A 17,188-nucleotide genomic window follows, 5' to 3' on the forward strand; every position below is an offset into this window, starting at 1 on the left:
ATAGGGCGTTTGCGAGTCTCACCAACGCCCATGCCGCGATGTGGCTCCTGCCCCGCGTCAGTCGTCGGACCGCTTTGCGTCAGGATCGCGGCGAAGCTGACCTTCGGCAAGAATATCGGCGAGCCGGGCCTCCTCCTCGGGCGAGAGCGGCGCGACCTCGGGTTTGCGGCGGCGGGCGAAGGCCAGCAGGGCGGCGCCGACCGCCAGCACCACGACGAAGGGGCCGAACCACAGCAGCCAGGTCCCGATCCGCACCGGCGGCTTGAACAGGACGAAGTCGCCGTAGCGGCGCACCAGATCCTCGCGGATGGCCTGGTCGGTGCGACCGGCGGCGATCTGCTCGCGCACCAGACCGCGCATGTCGGCGGCGATGCCCGCCGGGCTGTCGGCGATGGCCTCGTGCTGGCAGACCACGCAGCGGATGTCGTCGAACAGGCGCTGGGCCCGCGCCTCCTGCGCCGCGTCGGGCAGGGGACGGTCCGGCGCGGGCGCCGGTTCGGCGGCGATCAGGCCGACGGCGGCCACGGCGATCAGCAGGGCGCGCTTCATGCAGCTTTCCTTGCGCCGACGGCCAGCCGCAGGCGGCGATCCAGCAGGGACAGCACCCCGCCCAGCGCCATGACCAGCGGCCCGAGGAAGATCAGCCGCGCCCAAGGATTCCACCAGACGCGGACGTTCCACGCCCGGGCGCCGTCCGGGGACTGCGCCCGCTCGCCCAGCACCACATAGACGTCGTCCAGCCCGCGGAAATCGAGCCCGACCTCGGTCGTGGTCTGGCCGCCGGTGGGGAAGAAGCGGCGCTCGGCCGTCACCGTCCGGCTCCGGCCGCCCGGAACCGAGACGATCAGATGGCCCTGCTCGGCCAGATAGTTCGGTCCCTCGACGATGCGGACGTCATCGAGGGTAACGGTCCACTTGCCGGCCTGCAGCGACTGGCCGACAGCCAGCGGGCGAGCGGCCTCGACGCGGTAGCCGGTCTCGACCACCGCCCCCAGAACGAAGACGCCCAACCCGGCGTGCGCCAGGGTCATGCCCCAGGCGCCCAGCGGCAGCCCCTTCGCCCGGCGCAGGGTCTCGGCCAGGGGCGCCCGGAACAGGCGGACCCGTTCAGCGGTCTCGGCCAGCGCGCCGAGCACCAGCCAGCCCCCCATGCCGATGCCCGCCGCCGACAGCGCCTTGCGCGGCTCGAACACGGCGAAGGCCAGCAGCGCCAAGGCGATCGTCAGGCCGCCGGCGACCGCCAGCCTCTGCGCCACGCCACGGGCGTCGCCGCGCTTCCACGCCAGCAGCGGCCCGGCGGGGAGGATAATCAGGGCCACGGCCATCAGCGGCACGAAGGTCAGGTTGAAGTAGGGCGGACCGACCGAGATGGTCGCCCCGGCCGCCGCCTCGAGGATCAGCGGATAGAGGGTGCCCAGCAGTACGGTCGCGGCGGCCGCGGTCAGGAACAGGTTGTTCACGACCAGCGCGCCCTCGCGGCTGATCGGGGCGAACATGCCGCCGCCCTTCAGCTGGGGCGCCCGCCAGGCGAACAGGGCGAAGGCCAGCCCCGCGGTCACGCCGAGGATGCCCAGAAGGACCAGCCCGCGCTCGGGATCGACCGCGAAGGCGTGCACGCTGGTCAGGACGCCGGAGCGCACCAGGAAGGCGCCCAGCATGGAGAAGGTGAAGGCCAGCAGGGCCAGGAAGGTGGTCCAGCCCGCCAGCGCCCCGCGCCGCTCGGTCACCACCGCGCTGTGCAGCAGGGCGGCGCCGGCCAGCCAGGGCATGAACGACGCGTTCTCGACCGGGTCCCAGAACCACCAGCCGCCCCAGCCCAGCTCATAGTAGGCCCAGAAGCTGCCCAGCAGGATGCCGACCGTCAGGAAGGCCCAGCTGGCCAGGGCCCACGGCCGCACCCAACGGCCCCAGGCGGGCCAGAAGCTGGCGTTGGCCCGGCCCTCGATCAGGGCGGCGACCGCCAACGAGAAACAGACCGAGAAGCCGACGTAGCCGCAGTAGAGCAGCGGCGGGTGGAAGGCGAGCGCCGGGTCCTGCAGCAGGGGGTTCAGCGACTCGCCCTGGAACGGCGCCGGGTTCAGACGGGCGAACGGATTGGAGGTGAAGACGGTGAAGCCGAGGAACAGGGCGCCCAGCAGCCCCTGCGTGGCGACCGCGCAGGTCTTCAGGCCGAACGGCAGGTTCTGCGCCCGCGCCAGCGCCGCGCCGAAGCCGGTCATGACCAGACACCACAGCAGCAGCGAGCCCTCGTGGCTGCCCCAGGCGGCGGCCACCTTGTAGAGCATGGGCTTGTCGGTGTGGCTGTTGGCCGCGACGTTGGCGACCGAGAAGTCCGAGACCGCGAAGGCGAAGATCAGGGCGGCGAAGGCGACGGCGACCAGACCGGCGGCCGCGATCGCGGCGCCGTTGGCGGCCCCGGCCAGCACCGGGCTGCGACGCAGGCGTCCGGCGACGGCGATGACCGCCTGCAATCCCGACAGGGCGAGGGCGAGGATGAGGGCGAAGGCCCCGGTTTCGACGATCACGTGGCGGGGCCTCCCGCCTCGGGACGCCATTCGCCCTTGGCCTTGAGGCGCTCCTGAACCTCGCGCGGCATATAGGTCTCGTCGTGCTTGGCCAGCACCTGGGTGGCGCGGAACGAGCGGTCCGGCAGGAAGGCGCCCTGGGCCACGATCCCCTGCCCTTCGCGGAACAGGTCCGGCAGGTCGCCGCGATAGACGACGCGGGTCGAGGCCAGGTTGTCGGTGACCACGAAGGCGACTTCGCCGTCACCCGAACGCTGGACGCTGCCCATCTCGACCAGCCCGCCCAGACGGATCACCCGCCCCTCCGGCGCCTTCTCCGGCGTCGCTTCGGACGGCGAGAAGAAGAAGGTCACGCTGTCCCGCATCGCATACAGCGACAGGCCGACCGCGAGCGCGAGGATCGGCGCCACGGCGACGAAGATCCACAGACGGCGGCGCGCCTTGGGCGACTTCGGCAACCAGCTCATTGTGCGCCCCCCGGCGGCAGGCGGCGTTCCAGATCGAAGCGGCGCGGGTCCGTCGGATCGAGCGCGGCGATCAGCGGCGTCCACATCCGGCGCGTCTCGGCCGCATCGCCGCGGGCGAGAGCGGCCTCGCCGAGGAAGTACAGGGCGCCCAGTTGCGACGGGTCCAGCTTCAGCGACTCGCGGAAGGCGGCCTCGGCGTCCGCGCCGATGGCGCCGCCGTTGGCCCGCACCAGACTTTCGCCCAGCCGCGCCCAACCCTGGGCGTCGCCCGGCGTCAGAGCCAGCATCCGGCGGAAGGCCGAGGCCGCGCCGATGGCGTCGCCCGCCTCGAACCGGGCCGCGCCCAGCATGGCCAGGGCCTGCGGATTGTCGGGCTGCTCGCGCACCTGACGCTCGATGACCGCGGCGATCTGCTGCGGCTCCAGCGCCGAGGACAGGGTCGCCCAGTCGTCCACCCGCCGCTCAAAAGGCTGGTCCGGCAGGCCGCCGCCGATCACGAGGTACAGCCCCAGCGCGCCGGCCACGGCGACGCCGGTCCCGGCCAGCACCCAGACGCGATCCTTCGCCCCGGCCCGAACCGGCGCGGGGGCGCGTTGCGCCGACAGGATACGACGCCCCGCCTCGGCGCGCGCGGCGGTCCAGCCGGCCTCGTCCAGCAGGCCGCGCGCCTTCAGCCGGTCCAGCTCGGCGAGCTCGGCCGCGGCGGCGACGGTTTCGACCGCCTCGCCCCCGCCCACGCCGCGTCGGGCGCCGGTCAGCACCAGCAGGCCGGCGAGCGCCGCCAGCAGGGCTGTCATGATCCAGAAAAACGTCATCGCCGCGCGATGTAGCCGATCAGGCCGCCCGCGACGAGGCCCCGGCTGTCGCAGGCCCTCCGCCCGCCACGGCGGCCCGGCGCCGCACCGTCCGCGCCGCGTCCTTCGCCTCGATCAGCTCCAGATACCGCGCCGCGATCGCGACCAGCCGCAGGGCGTGCCCCTCGTCCGGCGCCTCGCCGTCGTTGACCATGGTCAGCACCTCGTCGGCGTAGCCGCTGAGACGCTCCGTCAGGGCGTCGACCAGCGTCTTGCGCGCCGCCTCGCTGCCGAAGATCGCCGCCGCGCCGCGGGTCGCCCCGACCAGACGCAGCAGGGCCAGAGCGGCGTCTGCGGCGTCGCCGCCCGCGGGCGCCTCCAGCATGGGCGCCATCCGACTCATCCGTCCCGACGTCTGCACCCGGGTCAGCGGCAGGGCCTTGTCGACGGCCTTGTCCGCCGTGCGCAGCAGGCCCGAAAGCCAGCCCGACACCTTGGTGCGGCTGTCGCGCACGCGCCGCCCCCACTCCGAGTCCGGATCGAGGGTCAGGGTCACGTCCAGCTCGGCCAGCACGCCCGAACACCAGTCGAGATCGGCCATCGCCAGATCGACGCCGCCCGAGGTCTTGCCCGGCTGATAGGCCGCCAGCCGCGCCACCCGTTCATCCACCCCGGCCAGCAGCCGGTCGACGAAACCGGCCAGCTCGGAGGCGCTGAGGAAGCCCTTGCGGCCCGCCACCTCGGACGTGCGGGTGATGATCCGCAGCACCAGAACCGCGTCGTCGAGACGCGAGAACAGCATCTCCAGCAGGCGGCTGGCGCCGTCGGCGTGGATCTCGGAGCAGTCCTTCACCAGCAGCCGGAGCTCGGCCAGCTGATCGCCGTCGGGGCGCTTCAGCCAGACCTCGATCGACGGCAGGCCGCGCCGGGCCAGATGGGCGAGGTCCAGGCAGCTGGCGAGATCGCGCAGGCCCTGTTCGCGCCGGGCCGGGTCGAGGTCTTCCGGCCAGACCAGCGCCGGGCGGTCGCGAACGGCGGCGGCGGCGGACAGGCAGTAGCGGTTGGCGACGGCGATGGCGTCCGGCTCGTCCTGATCCAGTCGCGGCAGAAGCGCCGGTTCGCTTTCGATCGCGGCCCGCCACAGGCGCGGCAGCACGGACGCGGGGAAGGTCATGGCCGCGATTCCGTCGGTTCGCGGCTGGAACATGCGCGCGATCGGAGCCAGCACCATCGCCCGGCGGGCGCGGTCCCGCATCTCTTCCGCCAGCATCAGGCGCAGCTCGGCCGCCCGGCCTCCGGGCAAGGCGGCGACGGCGGCGGAGACGGCCTTCAGAACGGTCTCCGGGCAGCGCCCGATCAGGGCGGCCAGCGCAATGCGGTGGGCGGCGGTCAGCCCGGACATGGAATACCCCAGCAGCCGGAACGGCGTCCCGGACAGAACGCTGATCCTGCCACGGTCAGGGTTAACGCCCCCTGACCGCTCAGACCTCCGCGGTCGGCAGCTCCAGCAGCACCTTCAGCCCGCCCATGTCGCTGTCGCCCAGGGTGATCCTGCCGCCGTAGGCGCGGGTCAGCTCCACCACGATGGACAGCCCCAGACCCGAGCCGGGCGTGGTCTCGTCCATGCGCATGCCGCGCTGCAGGGCCGCCTCGCGCTGGTCAGCCGGCAGGCCGGGGCCGTCGTCCTCGACCACGACGACCATCTGCCCCAGCCCCGTCGCGCCGGCGGAAATCCGGACCCGGCGCTTCGACCATTTGCAGGCGTTTTCCATCAGGTTCCCGAGGATTTCCTGCAGGTCCTGACGTTCGCCGCGGAAGCCGAGTTCATCCGGCGCGCGCCAGTCGATCTCGACATTCTTCCACTCGAACACCCGCTCCAGCATCACCGCCATCTCGTCCAGCACCTCGGCGATGGGCGTCCGTTCGCCCAGCAGCTGGGCGCGGGCGGCGGCGCGGGCGCGACGCAGGTGGTGGTCCACCTGCGCCTTCATGATCTCGGTCTGCTTGCGGACGATGTCCGGCAGTTGCCCCTGCTGCGTCCCGGCCTCGGCCAGCATGACGGACAGGGGCGTCTTCAGCGCATGGGCCAGATTGCCGACGTGCGTCCGCTGACGCTCCACCGTCTCCTGATTGTGGTCCAGCAGGCGGTTCACCTGCTCGGCCAGCGGCTGGATTTCCAGCGGATAGCTGTGAACGATCCGGGCGGCCTTGCCCTTGCGGACATCGGCGATCTCGTTGCGGAGGCCGTACAGCGGACGCAGGCCGATCTGCACCTGCAGGAAGACCGCGACCACAAGGCCGAGGCCGAGGATCAGCAGGGCGATCCAGGTGAAGGTGGCGAACTGGCGGGTGTCGGCGTCGATGGTGGACCGGTCGATCCCGGCCATCAGCACCAGCGGCGCATCGCGCCCCGGCATGGACTTCAGGCTGGCGGCCACCCGCAGGGGCCGGTCTATGGGGCCGATCGCATTATAGCTGATGGTCTGGCCGAAGGCGTCCGTCAGTCTTTCCGCCAGCCCGACCGGGACGATCAGGTCCTCCCCGCCCAACGACGGCGACCTGGCCAGCATTCGCACCCCGCCCTGCCCGTCCAGCTCGCCGACGGCCCAGTATTTGCCCGACAGGGGGCGCAGGGTCATCGAGTCCTTGATCTCGGCGACGGTGACCCCGTCCGGCGTGACGGTGGTGGCCAGCACGACCTCGTCGATGGTGTCGTTCAGCACGAAGCCGAGACGACGCAGGGTGCTTTCCTCGTACTGGCTGGTCAGGGCCCAGCCGGTCAGCAGCAGGGCGACCACGATCCACGCCGCCGCCAGCCAGATCAGGCGACGGGTCAGGCTGCGCCCGGGGCGACCGAACCAGCGGCCCCAGCTCTTCGGCTCGTTGACGGCCGGTTCGCCCCCCGACGCTTCGGTCACGCCGCCTCGGACTCCCCGGCGAGCGGGGTCAGGCGATAGCCGAGGCCGCGCACGGTCTCGATCCGGTCCGACCCGATCTTCTTGCGCAGACGGCCGACGAAGACCTCTATGGTGTTCGAGTCGCGGTCGAAGTCCTGGTCGTACAGGTGCTCGACCAGCTCGGTGCGGCTGATCACCCGGCCCTGATGCATCATCAGATAGTGCAGCAGGCGGTACTCCAGCGAGGTCAGGCGCAGGGGCTCGCCGTTGACGCTGGCGCGGGCCGCGCGCGGGTCGAGGCGCAGTCCGCCGCAGGACAGGGTCGCCGAGGCGATGCCGGCCGAGCGGCGCAGCAGGGCGCGCAGGCGGGCCAGCAGCTCCTCGGTGTGGAAGGGCTTGGTCAGATAGTCGTCGGCGCCGGCGTCGAAGCCCGAGACCTTGTCCGACCAGGCGCCGCGCGCGGTCAGGATCAGGACCGGCGTGGTCTTGCCCTCGCGGCGCCAGCGCTCCAGCACCGAAACGCCGTCGATCTTGGGCAGGCCCAGATCGAGGACGATGACGTCATAGGGCTCGGTGTCGCCGAGATAATGGGCTTCCTCGCCGTCGGCGGCGTGGTCGACGGCGTAGCCGGCGTCGCCCAAGGCCATCTTCAGCTGACGCGACAGGTCAACATCGTCCTCGACCAGAAGCACTCGCATGACGGATCCTAGCGGCTGGCGTCGACGGAGACGTTGAACACCCGTCCGTCGCGCTCGAAGGTGAAGACATGGCTGCCGTTCTGGAAGCCGCGGTAACCGACGAAGCGGGCGTCGCCCGCTCGCGACTGGGCGATGCGCTGGGCCTCGGCCGAGCTCATCTGCGGCCGCTCGGGGCGCTGTTGCTGCTGCTCGCGCGACGGCCGGCGGTCGCTGCCGCGCGGTCCGTCCTGGGCCACGGCCTGGAGCGGCGCGGCCGCCAGCAGGGCGGCGACAAGAATGACGGACATCCGTTTCATGGTGACGGGTTTAGTCTCGCGGCTCTGAACGACGGCTGAACGGGCAGTCTAGACATATTTCACGGTTCGCGCGTCGCCCCCTCCCGTCCGGGGCGAGCTTTTTTTGCTCGCCGCGACCGGCGCCCCGCGGGGCCCTCCCGGCCCGCCCCCTTACGCGCGCACGCGGATCATTTTCTCCACCCGGACCGGCCCGGCCGGACCGTGACGTCGATTTCATGCTGATGAACGTTAACTGACTTTCGCTGTTCAGATCGGGCTCAGGCCGGGGCTGCTTTTATCCACGTCAACGCAGCCACATCGGTTGCGCGAACAGGAGAGACCCGATGTTCAAGAAAGCCATCATCCCCGCCCTCGTCCTGGCCGCGGCTTCCGTCGCGGTCCCGGCCACCGCCTCGGCCCAGTCGTACCGCGGTGACCGCGGCGACCGCTACGAGCAGGACTACCGCGGCTGGCAGCCGATCGCCCAGCGCAAGTACAACCTCGATCGCCGCATCGATCAGGGTCAGCGCAACGGCCAGCTGAGCCGCCGTGAAGCCGGTCGCCTGCGCACCGAGCTGAACGCCCTGGTCCGCCTCGAGTACAGCTACCAGCGCGGCGGCCTGTCGGCCCGCGAGCGCCTGGAACTGGACCGTCGCTACGACCGCCTGTCGCAGCAGGTCCGCTACGAGCGCCGCGATCGCGACGACCGTCGCTGGTAACACCTGACCTCTATCCCTCCCCGAGAGGTCAGCGAGGGGCGCGATCCGCAAGGGTCGCGCCCCTTTCCCTTGGTCAAAGCCGCAGCCGGCTCTCGATGACCGTCACCGCCTGTCCGCGCAGCAGGACGCGGTCGCCGTTCAGGACCGTGCCGATGTCGCCGCCCCGGCCGGGGAAGACCTGCCGGAACCGCACCTCGGCCCGTCCCAGCTTGTCCGCATACAGCGGCGCCAGGATGCAGTGCGCCGAGCCGGTGGCCGGATCCTCGTCCACGCCGCAGCCCGGCGCGAAGAAGCGGTCGACCACATCGACGTCATCGGACGGATCGGCGGGCGCGCAGACGATGACCTGACCGATCTCGCCCGCCTCGCCCTGGATCGCCGCCAGCGCCCGGATGTCCGGCGTCACCGCATGAACAGCGGCGGCGTCCGCCAGCACGGCGACCAGATAGCGACCGGCCCAGACCTCAAGCGGCTCGACGCCGAGCGCTTCGGCCAGCCCAGCGACCGGACCGGTGCGGCGCGGCGGGTCGGAGGGGAAGTCCATCTCGTAACCGCCCTGCATCGCCCGCACGATCAGCGGGCCGGAGCGGGTGTCGAAGGTCACGGCGGGCACATCGAGCCCGGTCTCGGCCAGCAGCACATGGGCCGAGGCCAGGGTGGCGTGGCCGCACAGATCGACCTCCATCCCCGGCGTGAACCAGCGCAGCCCGAAGCGGGCGGGATCGTCCGTCCGCAGCAGGAAGGCCGTCTCGGCCTGATTGTTCTCCTTCGCCAGCGTTTGCATCCACGCGGCGTCAGGCCATTGGCCGAAGGGCTCAACCACGCAGGCGGGGTTGCCCCTGAAGGGCGCGACGGCGAAGGCGTCGACGGTCCATTGTTTCATCACACACCCTCGACCCTCAACTCCGGCCACCGTGCCCTTGCGCTGGCGACCACCTTGTCCCAGCCCCTGGCCAGCGGGCGGTTCGGATTGGGGCGCAGGACCATGTCGAACATGTCCTGAAGCCCGAACGGCGCCGCGACGCTGATGCTGTCGTCGGCCTCCAGCCGGACGCCGACCGAGAAGGCCGGGGCGACGAAGCGGCTGAGGGCCGTGTCGGTGTCCGGCAGGGCCTCATAGGGCTCGCCGAAGCGGTCGGGGAACCAGATGTGGACCCGGGCCTGATTGCGGACCTCGACGATGTCGCGGAAGGGCGGCTCGAAGGCGGCGGCGACCTGTTTGATCACCACGTCCTCGGCGTCCCAGCTGGTGTCGGGATCAAAGTAGCCGAGGTCGTAGTCCTTGATGCCGTAGCCCGCCGGGCGGCCGGACACGTCGTTCCAGACGGCCTGATAAACGGCGCCGGAGAAGACCCGCCAGTCGCTGAGGCCGAGGCCCCGGACCGTGGTCATCACATGCATCAGGTCGGGGGTGGCGCGGACGATGTCGCCGAGCCGGGCCTCGAGATCGCTCATTTGCGCAGCGTCCAGCCGTGGTCCAGCGGGCCGTGGCCGCCGCCCAGACCGGGGGCGCGGCGGATGGCTTCGGCGACATAGGCCCAGGCCTCGGTCACGGCGACTTCCAGCGTCTGGCCGCGGGCCAGACCGGCGGCGCAGGCGCTGGCCAGGGTGCAGCCGGTGCCGTGGGTGTGGCGGGTGTCGACCCGCTCGCCCTCCAGCAGGGTCTCGCCCTCCGGCGTGACCAGCACGTCGATCACCCGGTCGCCGGTGGCCACGTGGCCGCCCTTCATCAGGACCGCCCTGGCGCCCATGCCCAGCAGGAACTCACCCGCCCGGCGCTGGCCGTCGAGGTCGGCGACGGTGAGGCCGGTCAGGGCCTCGGCCTCGGGCGCATTGGGGGTCAGCAGGCTGGCGCGCGGGATCATCAGCGACCGCACCGCCTGCACCGCCTCGTCGGGCAGCAGGGGGTGGCCGCCCTTGGCGATCATGACCGGGTCCACGACAGTCGCGGCGTCGGAGGTGTCGAGGATGGCGGCGACGCGCTCGACCACGTCGGTCGAGCCCAGCATGCCGGTCTTGATGGCGTCGGCGCCGATGTCGTCCAGCACCGCCCGCGCCTGCGCCTCGATCAGGTCCAGCGGCAGGGGGTGGACGCCGTGAACGCCCAGGGTGTTCTGAACCGTGATGGCGGTGATGGCGGTGGCCGCGAAACCGCCCATGGCGGTCACGGCCTTGGTGTCCGCCTGTATGCCCGCGCCACCGCCCGAATCCGAGCCGGCGATGATCAGGACGCGTCCGAGAGAGGTCATCCCCTGCGAATGGCCGAGTCCGCCGCGGCGGGCAAGCCTCAGGTCGCGACAGCCGCCATGACCGCCGCCTGCACCGCGAGCGCCTGGACGGTCTCGCGGACGTCGTGGACGCGGATGATCTGCGCGCCGCGACGGGCCGCCTCCAGCGCCAGCGCCAGCGAGCCGCCGAGGCGGTCGGTGGCCTCCACGGCGGTCGGGTCGATGGCGGCGATGGTCCGCTTGCGGCTGGCGGCGTAGAGCACCGGCAGGCCGGTGGCGCCGAGGCGTTCGAGGTTGGCGGTCAGGGCCATGTTGTGGGCCAGGGTCTTGCCGAAGCCGATGCCGGGGTCGAGCCAGAGCCGCCCGGGCGGAATGCCCGCGGCCATCACCTCCCCCGCCCGCACCGCCAGCCAGTCGACGACCTCGGAGACCACGTCGTCGTAATGGGGGGCGTCCTGCATGGTGCGCGGCTCGCCCTTCATGTGCATCAGCACCACGTCGCAGCCGAGGTCGACGGCGGTCGGCAGGCTGACGGGCGAGAAGCCGAGGGCGGTGACGTCGTTCCAGATGTTGGCGCCCGCGCCGACGGCGGCGGCGGCGACCTCGGGCTTCATGGTGTCGATGCTGATAGGGCCGTCCCAGAGGGCGCGAAGGCCGGCGATGACGGGGGCGGTGCGCATCACCTCGTCCTGAACGCTGACCGGCTCGGCGCCCGGGCGAGTGCTCTCGCCGCCGACGTCGAGGATGTCGGCGCCCTGCCGGACCAGCTCCAGCCCGTGGGCGACGGCGGCCTCGACGGTGTCGTGCCGTCCGCCGTCGGAGAAGCTGTCCGGCGTGACGTTGACGATGCCCATGACGCGGGGGCGAAGGACAGCCATCAGTCCTTGCCCCCGATCAGGTTGCCCAGCGCCATCAGGTAGGCCTTGAAGGCCTTGCGGCCGGGTTCGGTGATGGAGACGCGGGTCAGGGGCTTGTTGTTCACGAAGCTCTTGTCGATGGCGACATAGCCCGCCTCCTCCAGCTTCTTCAGGTGGACGGAGAGGTTGCCCTGGGTGGCTTCCAGGACGGTCTTCAGCTCGGTGAAGTCGGCGGTTTCGACGTCGGCCAGATAGACCATGACCCCCAGCCGCATGCGGCCGTGGATGACTTCGTCGATCCGTCCGAGATCGGCCAGCCCCATGCTCAGCCCGCCTTCAGCCCGGCCTTGCGGGCGTCGCGGTACAGGATCCAGCCCGGCAGGGCGAACAGCAGGAACAGGGCGACGGTGCAGACGCCCAGATAGGCCAGGGGCTGGCGCACCAGCAGGCCCAACGCCACCGCCGTGACCCAGCCGCCCAGCGCGACGGCCAGCATCCAGCCCTTCTTCTTCAGGATCCAGGCGACGTACCAGGCCGCGGCCTGAAGGGCGAAGACGATGGCGGAGTAGTAGAGCCAGACGGCGAAGTCCTGATCGCGCCAGGACCCGACGGCGAAGACGATGATCACCGCCGTATTGGCCATGCCGGTGGCGCTGAAGGCGGCGCTGGTGACGCGCGAGGCCAGCGGTCCCCGATTGCCTGCTCCGGTCTTGCGGTCATGCAGGATGGCCCAGGTCAGGATGGCGAGGAAGGTTCCGGTGATCCCGACCACGAAGGCCAGGTTGGCGAGGTCCGGCCACCGGATGACGCCGAAGGCCTGCCCCAGATGGAAGAGGCACTGGAGCCCGTACAGCAGGCCGCCGGCGAGGTAGCAGATGGCCAGCGTCATCGGGACGCTGCCTCCGCCGCTCTCGACGATGGAGCGCATGAAGGCGAGGTCGTCCTCGGGCGAATGCAGGCGGGGCTTGGCGGGCATGGTGGTCCCTCTGGGCGATTCTCTTCGGGCTGCCGACCGGTCCGGGGTGGACCAGTCGGCGGGTCTTCGCAAGCTATTCGGCGGGGACGGCGGCGGGATCGACGGGGCGGCGGCGCCAGGGGATGCGGCGGCCGTTCAGCCATCTGCCCATGAAGCCGTGACGGACGGTCAGCTCATAGGAGAGCAGGCAGACGGCGAGAACGCCCAGCGAGACGCCGGCCAGCTTGGCCCACCAGGGGGCGGCCCAGTCCTGCACCCAGACCTGGGCCAGCATGACCAGCGGCAGGTGCAGGATGTAGACCCAGTAGGAGGCGTCGGCGAGGTAGCGGCGCACCGGGCTGTGGCCCGACAGGAAGCGCAGGCACAGGGCGACGGCGGCCAGCGCCGAGCTGAAGACGGCCATGGCGACGACGGCGGCGGCGAGGGCCTTGGCCTGCGTCGGCTCGACCATCGGGGCGAGGCTGGGACCACCGGCGAGGACGTAGCCCCACGCACCCGACACCACGGCCAGGATCAGATACACCGGCCACCAGCCCGCAAGGCGATCCAGCAGCTCGCGGCGGCGATCCAGCAGGAAGCCGAGCGCGAAGGCCAGGCCGAAGCCGACGAGGGCGGCGGTATGCGGGACCAGACCGGCGTCGGGCGTCGGGACGGCGAAGAAGGCGATCCACTTCGGGTCCAGCCAGAAGGCCACGGCCAGCGGCGCGGCCAGCACGAAGGGCGTCCACCAGCCGATCAGGGCGCCGGTCAGGCGATCCACGGCCCGCCCCCAGCCGCCGTTCCGGTCCAGCGCCGCGAAGGGCGCGCGCAGGATCAGCACAGCGAGGCAGAACAGGGTCAGGACGTAGAGGAACCACAGATGGGTCAGCGGGAGGTTGGTCCAGTCATAGGTCGGCGGCGGCGGCGGCTCGGCGCCGGGGACGACCCAGCCCTGCACATGGGCGTTCCAGACCAGCGCCGTGACGATCCCCGCCATGACCGGGAACCAGAAGGCCAGCAACGGCCCGGTGATGCGGACGGCGCGATCCCTGACGAAGCCGAGCCAGCCTTTGCGGCCGAGGATCATGTGGGCGAACAGGCCCGCGATCAGGAAGAAGGTGGTCATCCGGAACAGGTGGATCGGGAAGAAGACCATGGCCGCGCCGATCGAGGTGCTGTCGTCGCCGACGATCCAGATCTGCTGCGGGAAGAAGGACAGGCTGGCGTGCAGGACGACGCCCAGCAACAGGGCGCCGCCGCGCAGGGCGTCGAGGCCGTGCAGGCGCTCGGGCGATTGGATGGACATCACGGGCTCCCCTCGTTTGAGGAACGACGATCTACAATAGACTTGTTTGAATTGCAAACTTGTTGGCGAGAGGAGCGCCTTCCCTGACGGACGGACTGGCTGGGGCTCGGGAAAATCCTCAGTCGAAACAGAAGGCTGAAGGGTCGACTGCCTGAACCTCAGGACGGAGACGAGGCGGGAGACGGAGGCGAAAATACCGTCTGAACCGTCCAGAACGTCCATGGGTCGGAGGGCGACCCGGGACAGACTGTAACAGGCCGATGCGTCAGGATTGGACGTATGGGCCTCCCCGGTTTGACTTCCCTGCCCGCGGGCCTAGCCTGAAGGGATGTGCGGATTGTCCGAACAGGGCCGGTTGCTGAACCACGCGGGACGCCTCGTCGCAGGCGGCTGACCCGGAAGCGATGACGCGTGTCGCGCTTCCGGGTGACACGACCTTTTCCCACGGACGCCGGCGCCCGCTGAAGCGCGCCCTCCGCACATCGAGAGACTTCCATGACCACCCGCCCCTCCGGCGTCGCGTCCGCGCGGCTGCCCGCCATTCACCTGAGCGCGACCGACCACGCCTTACTGACCACGCTGGTCGGGGACGCCGAGGCCGACGGCGTCGCCGGCCTGCTGCAACAGGAGCTGGGCCGGGCCCACGTGCACCGCTCGGGCCGTCGCCTGCACACCGTCGGGCTGAACTGCTGGGTCCACTATACGGACGAGCGCAGCAGCCGGACCCGCCGGGTGAAGATCGTTCCCCCGGCCGAGGCCGACATCGACGCCGGCCTGATCTCGCCCCTGTCCCACGTCGGGGCCGGGCTGCTGGGTCTGGCGCAGGGCCAGTCGATCCGCTGGCCCGATCCGGCAGGCCGCGAGCGGACCCTGACCCCGGTGCTGATCGAGGACTGCGAGTCCCTGATCTGATCCGGGAATGCAGAAAGGGCCGGGGATCGCTCCCCGGCCCTTCCGTTTCAGTCAGCGGCGGCTCAGTGAACCGTCGGCGCCTCGACCTCGGTTCCGTCCGACACCGGGGTGATCGGCACCGAGACCGACGGACCCGAGTTGGGGAAGTTGTTCTCGTCCCGGTTCGGGGCCAGGCCCTTGTCCAGCAGGTCCTTGATCTCGTCGCCCGAGAGGGTCTCGTACTCGAGCAGGGCCTGGGACAGCTTCTCGTGGTCGTCGGCCTTCTCGGTCAGGATCTTGCGCGCTTCATCCCAGCCCGAGGTGACGAGGCGCTTGACCTCCTCGTCGATGATGCGGGCCGTCTCTTCCGAGATGTTCTGGGTGCGCGAGACCGAGTGGCCCAGGAAGACCTCTTCCTGGTTCTCGCCGTAGGCGACGGTGCCCAGCTTCTCGGAGAAGCCCCAGCGGGTGACCATGGCGCGGGCCAGCTTGGTGGCCTGCTGGATGTCCGAGCTGGCGCCCGAGGTGATGTGGTCCTTGCCGAAGATCAGCTCCTCGGCCACGCGGCCGCCGGCCATGATGGCGATGCGATCGACCATCTGCTGGTAGTTCATCGAATAGCGGTCGCCTTCCGGCAGCTGCATCACCATGCCCAAGGCGCGGCCGCGCGGGACGATGGTCGCCTTGTGCACCGGGTCGGCCATCTTGACGTTCAGGGCGACCAGGGCGTGACCGGCCTCGTGATAGGCGGTCAGCTTCTTCTCTTCCTCGCTCATGGCCATCGACTTGCGCTCGGCGCCCATCATGACCTTGTCCTTGGCGTCCTCGAAGTCGCGGTGGGTGACCATGCGACGGTCCTTGCGGGCCGCCATCAGGGCCGCCTCGTTGACCAGGTTGGCCAGGTCGGCGCCCGAGAAGCCCGGGGTGCCGCGCGCGATGGTCTTCACATTCACGTCGGCGGCCAGCGGCACGTCCTTCATGTGGACGCGCAGGATCTTCTCGCGGCCACCCACGTCGGGGTTCGGCACCACGACCTGACGGTCGAAGCGGCCGGGACGCAGCAGGGCCGGGTCCAGCACGTCGGGGCGGTTGGTGGCGGCGATCAGGATGATGTTCTCCGAAGCCTCGAAGCCGTCCATCTCGACCAGCAGCTGGTTCAGGGTCTGCTCGCGCTCGTCGTTGCCGCCGCCGAGGCCGGCGCCGCGGTGACGACCGACAGCGTCGATTTCATCGATGAAGATGATGCAGGGGGCGTTCTTCTTGGCCTGTTCGAACATGTCGCGGACGCGCGAGGCGCCGACGCCGACGAACATTTCAACGAAGTCCGAGCCGGAGATCGAGAAGAAGGGCACGCCCGCCTCGCCCGCGACGGCGCGGGCCAGCAGGGTCTTGCCGGTGCCGGGAGGGCCGACCAGCAGGGCGCCCTTGGGGATCTTGCCGCCCAGACGCTGGAACTTGCCCGGGTCCTTCAGGAAGTCGACGACCTCCTGCAGTTCGTCCTTGGCCTCGTCCACGCCGGCGACGTCGTCGAAGGTCTTGCGGCCCTTATGCTCGGTCAGCAGCTTGGCCTTGGACTTGCCGAAGCCCATGGCGCCGCGGGCCCCGCCCTGCATCTGGCGCATGATCAGGATCCACAGGCCGATGATCAGGATGAAGGGCAGCAGGCCCAGCAGCACGCCCAGCCATACGGGCTGACGGGTGTTCTTCACCTCGACCGCGGCGCCGGTCCGGTTGATGCTCTCGACCAGATCCGTGTTGGGCAGGGTCGTGGTGGTGGTGAAGACCTTGTCGTCCTTCAGCGTGGTCTTGATCGTCTCGCCGTGCACCTCGATCGCCTTGATCTGGTTGGCGTCGCGCGCGCGCAGGAGCTGCGAATAGGTCATATCCCCCGGGCGCTGGGCCGTACCCGCGGCGGCGGCCGCGCCGCCCTGGGCGCCGGCCGGAAGGGCGCCGGACCGGGTCATGAACAGATAGCCCCCGGAGATCGCCAGCACGATCACTCCCAGGATGGCCAGATTACGCAGGTTCATTCTCGTCTCGTTTCCTGAAACGCGGCGGCGTTTCACCACGCAGTAGATGTCACGCCAGAAAATAGGTGGTTCCGGGGCGGGGCGCCATGCGCCTTCGCATCCAGATCCTGTTCATGCGTCATTCCGTCCAGCGCCGACGTCAGTCTCTGTTCGACCAGCGCCGTCGCTTTCGACGCCGTTCCTGCAAGAACCGCAGCACCCGGATCGTTCCGGATCAGCACAGGACGACCGCCGCGAACCGCCGCCGGAAGCCGCCGCAGCGCCGCCTGATCGGCTTCCGGGAGGGTCGCGATGCGGCCAAGGGCGGGAACGACGCTCCAGCCGTCCCCGGACGCGGTCAGCGCCCAGCGACCGTCCCAGACCGTTTCGACGCCGGGCGGAAGAGCGGTCGGGGCGGACGCGGCGGAGCGCCGGAACTCACCGGCCTCCCGCGAGATCGTGACGCCCGCCCGGTCGGCCGCCACCCGGGCGCCGCACAGGCTGGCGGTGAACCGTTCCCCGGCGCGCAGGCGCGCCGACAGGGCCGCCAGCCGATCGCCGCGCGGC

At 70.7% G+C, this 17,188-nt stretch carries 18 protein-coding genes and 1 pseudogene; 2 read left to right on the forward strand and 17 right to left on the reverse strand.

Annotation, left to right across the window (positions count from 1 at the left end):
• Nucleotides 1-57: 57 nt before the first annotated feature.
• From VGE03_RS10030 to VGE03_RS10065, 8 genes are all read right to left on the reverse strand, one after another.
• Nucleotides 58-549 (reverse strand): cytochrome c-type biogenesis protein, encoded by a 492-nt coding sequence (locus VGE03_RS10030; RefSeq protein ID WP_331046341.1) that lies wholly within the window; start codon nt 547-549, stop codon nt 58-60.
• Nucleotides 546-2,525, reverse strand: coding sequence for a heme lyase CcmF/NrfE family subunit (locus VGE03_RS10035; protein WP_331046342.1), 1,980 nt, complete (start codon nt 2,523-2,525; stop codon nt 546-548). The genes VGE03_RS10030 and VGE03_RS10035 overlap by 4 nt, the downstream gene beginning before the upstream one ends.
• Nucleotides 2,522-2,992: a cytochrome c maturation protein CcmE gene (ccmE, locus tag VGE03_RS10040; RefSeq protein WP_331046343.1), complete on the reverse strand. Its 471-nt coding sequence runs from the start codon at nt 2,990-2,992 to the stop codon at nt 2,522-2,524. The genes VGE03_RS10035 and ccmE overlap by 4 nt, the downstream gene beginning before the upstream one ends.
• On the reverse strand, nt 2,989-3,789 hold the full coding sequence (gene ccmI / locus VGE03_RS10045) for a c-type cytochrome biogenesis protein CcmI (protein WP_331046344.1): 801 nt from the start codon (nt 3,787-3,789) through the stop codon (nt 2,989-2,991). Before ccmI ends, ccmE begins: the two co-directional genes overlap by 4 nt.
• 37 nt (nt 3,790-3,826) lie before the next feature.
• On the reverse strand, nt 3,827-5,188 hold the full coding sequence (locus VGE03_RS10050; protein ID WP_331046345.1) for a hypothetical protein: 1,362 nt from the start codon (nt 5,186-5,188) through the stop codon (nt 3,827-3,829).
• Nucleotides 5,189-5,267: 79 nt separating this feature from the next.
• Nucleotides 5,268-6,704, reverse strand: coding sequence for a sensor histidine kinase (locus tag VGE03_RS10055; protein WP_331046346.1), 1,437 nt, complete (start codon nt 6,702-6,704; stop codon nt 5,268-5,270).
• Nucleotides 6,701-7,381: a response regulator transcription factor gene (locus VGE03_RS10060; RefSeq protein WP_331046347.1), complete on the reverse strand. Its 681-nt coding sequence runs from the start codon at nt 7,379-7,381 to the stop codon at nt 6,701-6,703. The genes VGE03_RS10055 and VGE03_RS10060 overlap by 4 nt, the downstream gene beginning before the upstream one ends.
• 8 nt (nt 7,382-7,389) lie before the next feature.
• Entirely contained in the window at nt 7,390-7,668 is a 279-nt protein-coding gene (locus tag VGE03_RS10065; RefSeq protein ID WP_331046348.1) for a hypothetical protein, read from the reverse strand.
• A gap of 332 nt (nt 7,669-8,000) precedes the next feature.
• On the opposite strand from VGE03_RS10065, the gene VGE03_RS10070 reads away from it, so the two are divergent.
• The gene (locus tag VGE03_RS10070) at nt 8,001-8,375 is read left to right on the forward strand and encodes a hypothetical protein (RefSeq protein ID WP_331046349.1); all 375 of its coding nucleotides are present in this window, start codon (nt 8,001-8,003) and stop codon (nt 8,373-8,375) included.
• A 73-nt stretch (nt 8,376-8,448) separates the two neighbouring features.
• Here the strand turns inward: VGE03_RS10070 and VGE03_RS10075 are convergent, their stop codons facing one another.
• The 7 genes from VGE03_RS10075 to VGE03_RS10105 form a co-directional block, all read right to left on the reverse strand.
• Nucleotides 8,449-9,258, reverse strand: a complete 810-nt coding sequence (locus VGE03_RS10075; protein ID WP_331046350.1) for a PhzF family phenazine biosynthesis protein — start codon at nt 9,256-9,258, stop codon at nt 8,449-8,451.
• Entirely contained in the window at nt 9,258-9,830 is a 573-nt protein-coding gene (locus VGE03_RS10080) for a nucleotidyltransferase family protein (protein ID WP_331046351.1), read from the reverse strand. Before VGE03_RS10080 ends, VGE03_RS10075 begins: the two co-directional genes overlap by 1 nt.
• Complete coding sequence (gene thiD, locus VGE03_RS10085) at nt 9,827-10,624, reverse strand: bifunctional hydroxymethylpyrimidine kinase/phosphomethylpyrimidine kinase (RefSeq protein WP_331046352.1); 798 nt, start codon at nt 10,622-10,624, stop codon at nt 9,827-9,829. Before thiD ends, VGE03_RS10080 begins: the two co-directional genes overlap by 4 nt.
• A gap of 38 nt (nt 10,625-10,662) precedes the next feature.
• Nucleotides 10,663-11,481: a dihydropteroate synthase gene (gene folP / locus VGE03_RS10090; protein WP_331046353.1), complete on the reverse strand. Its 819-nt coding sequence runs from the start codon at nt 11,479-11,481 to the stop codon at nt 10,663-10,665.
• Nucleotides 11,481-11,783: a transcriptional regulator gene (locus VGE03_RS10095; RefSeq protein WP_331046354.1), complete on the reverse strand. Its 303-nt coding sequence runs from the start codon at nt 11,781-11,783 to the stop codon at nt 11,481-11,483. Before VGE03_RS10095 ends, folP begins: the two co-directional genes overlap by 1 nt.
• 2 nt (nt 11,784-11,785) lie before the next feature.
• Nucleotides 11,786-12,436: a hypothetical protein gene (locus VGE03_RS10100; RefSeq protein WP_331046355.1), complete on the reverse strand. Its 651-nt coding sequence runs from the start codon at nt 12,434-12,436 to the stop codon at nt 11,786-11,788.
• Nucleotides 12,437-12,509: 73 nt separating this feature from the next.
• The gene (locus tag VGE03_RS10105; protein ID WP_331046356.1) at nt 12,510-13,721 is read right to left on the reverse strand and encodes an acyltransferase family protein; all 1,212 of its coding nucleotides are present in this window, start codon (nt 13,719-13,721) and stop codon (nt 12,510-12,512) included.
• A gap of 495 nt (nt 13,722-14,216) precedes the next feature.
• On the opposite strand from VGE03_RS10105, the gene VGE03_RS10110 reads away from it, so the two are divergent.
• Complete coding sequence (locus tag VGE03_RS10110) at nt 14,217-14,633, forward strand: GreA/GreB family elongation factor (RefSeq protein WP_331046357.1); 417 nt, start codon at nt 14,217-14,219, stop codon at nt 14,631-14,633.
• A 62-nt stretch (nt 14,634-14,695) separates the two neighbouring features.
• On the opposite strand, the gene ftsH is transcribed toward VGE03_RS10110, so the two are convergent.
• Both ftsH and VGE03_RS10120 read right to left on the reverse strand, forming a co-directional pair.
• Nucleotides 14,696-16,642 (reverse strand): ATP-dependent zinc metalloprotease FtsH, encoded by a 1,947-nt coding sequence (ftsH, locus tag VGE03_RS10115; RefSeq protein ID WP_331046358.1) that lies wholly within the window; start codon nt 16,640-16,642, stop codon nt 14,696-14,698.
• Nucleotides 16,643-16,674: 32 nt separating this feature from the next.
• A pseudogene (locus VGE03_RS10120) lies at nt 16,675-17,188 on the reverse strand (PP-loop family protein); the annotation flags it as partial.

Source organism: Brevundimonas sp. (assembly GCF_036400995.1).
In the GTDB taxonomy this organism is placed as follows: domain Bacteria; phylum Pseudomonadota; class Alphaproteobacteria; order Caulobacterales; family Caulobacteraceae; genus Brevundimonas.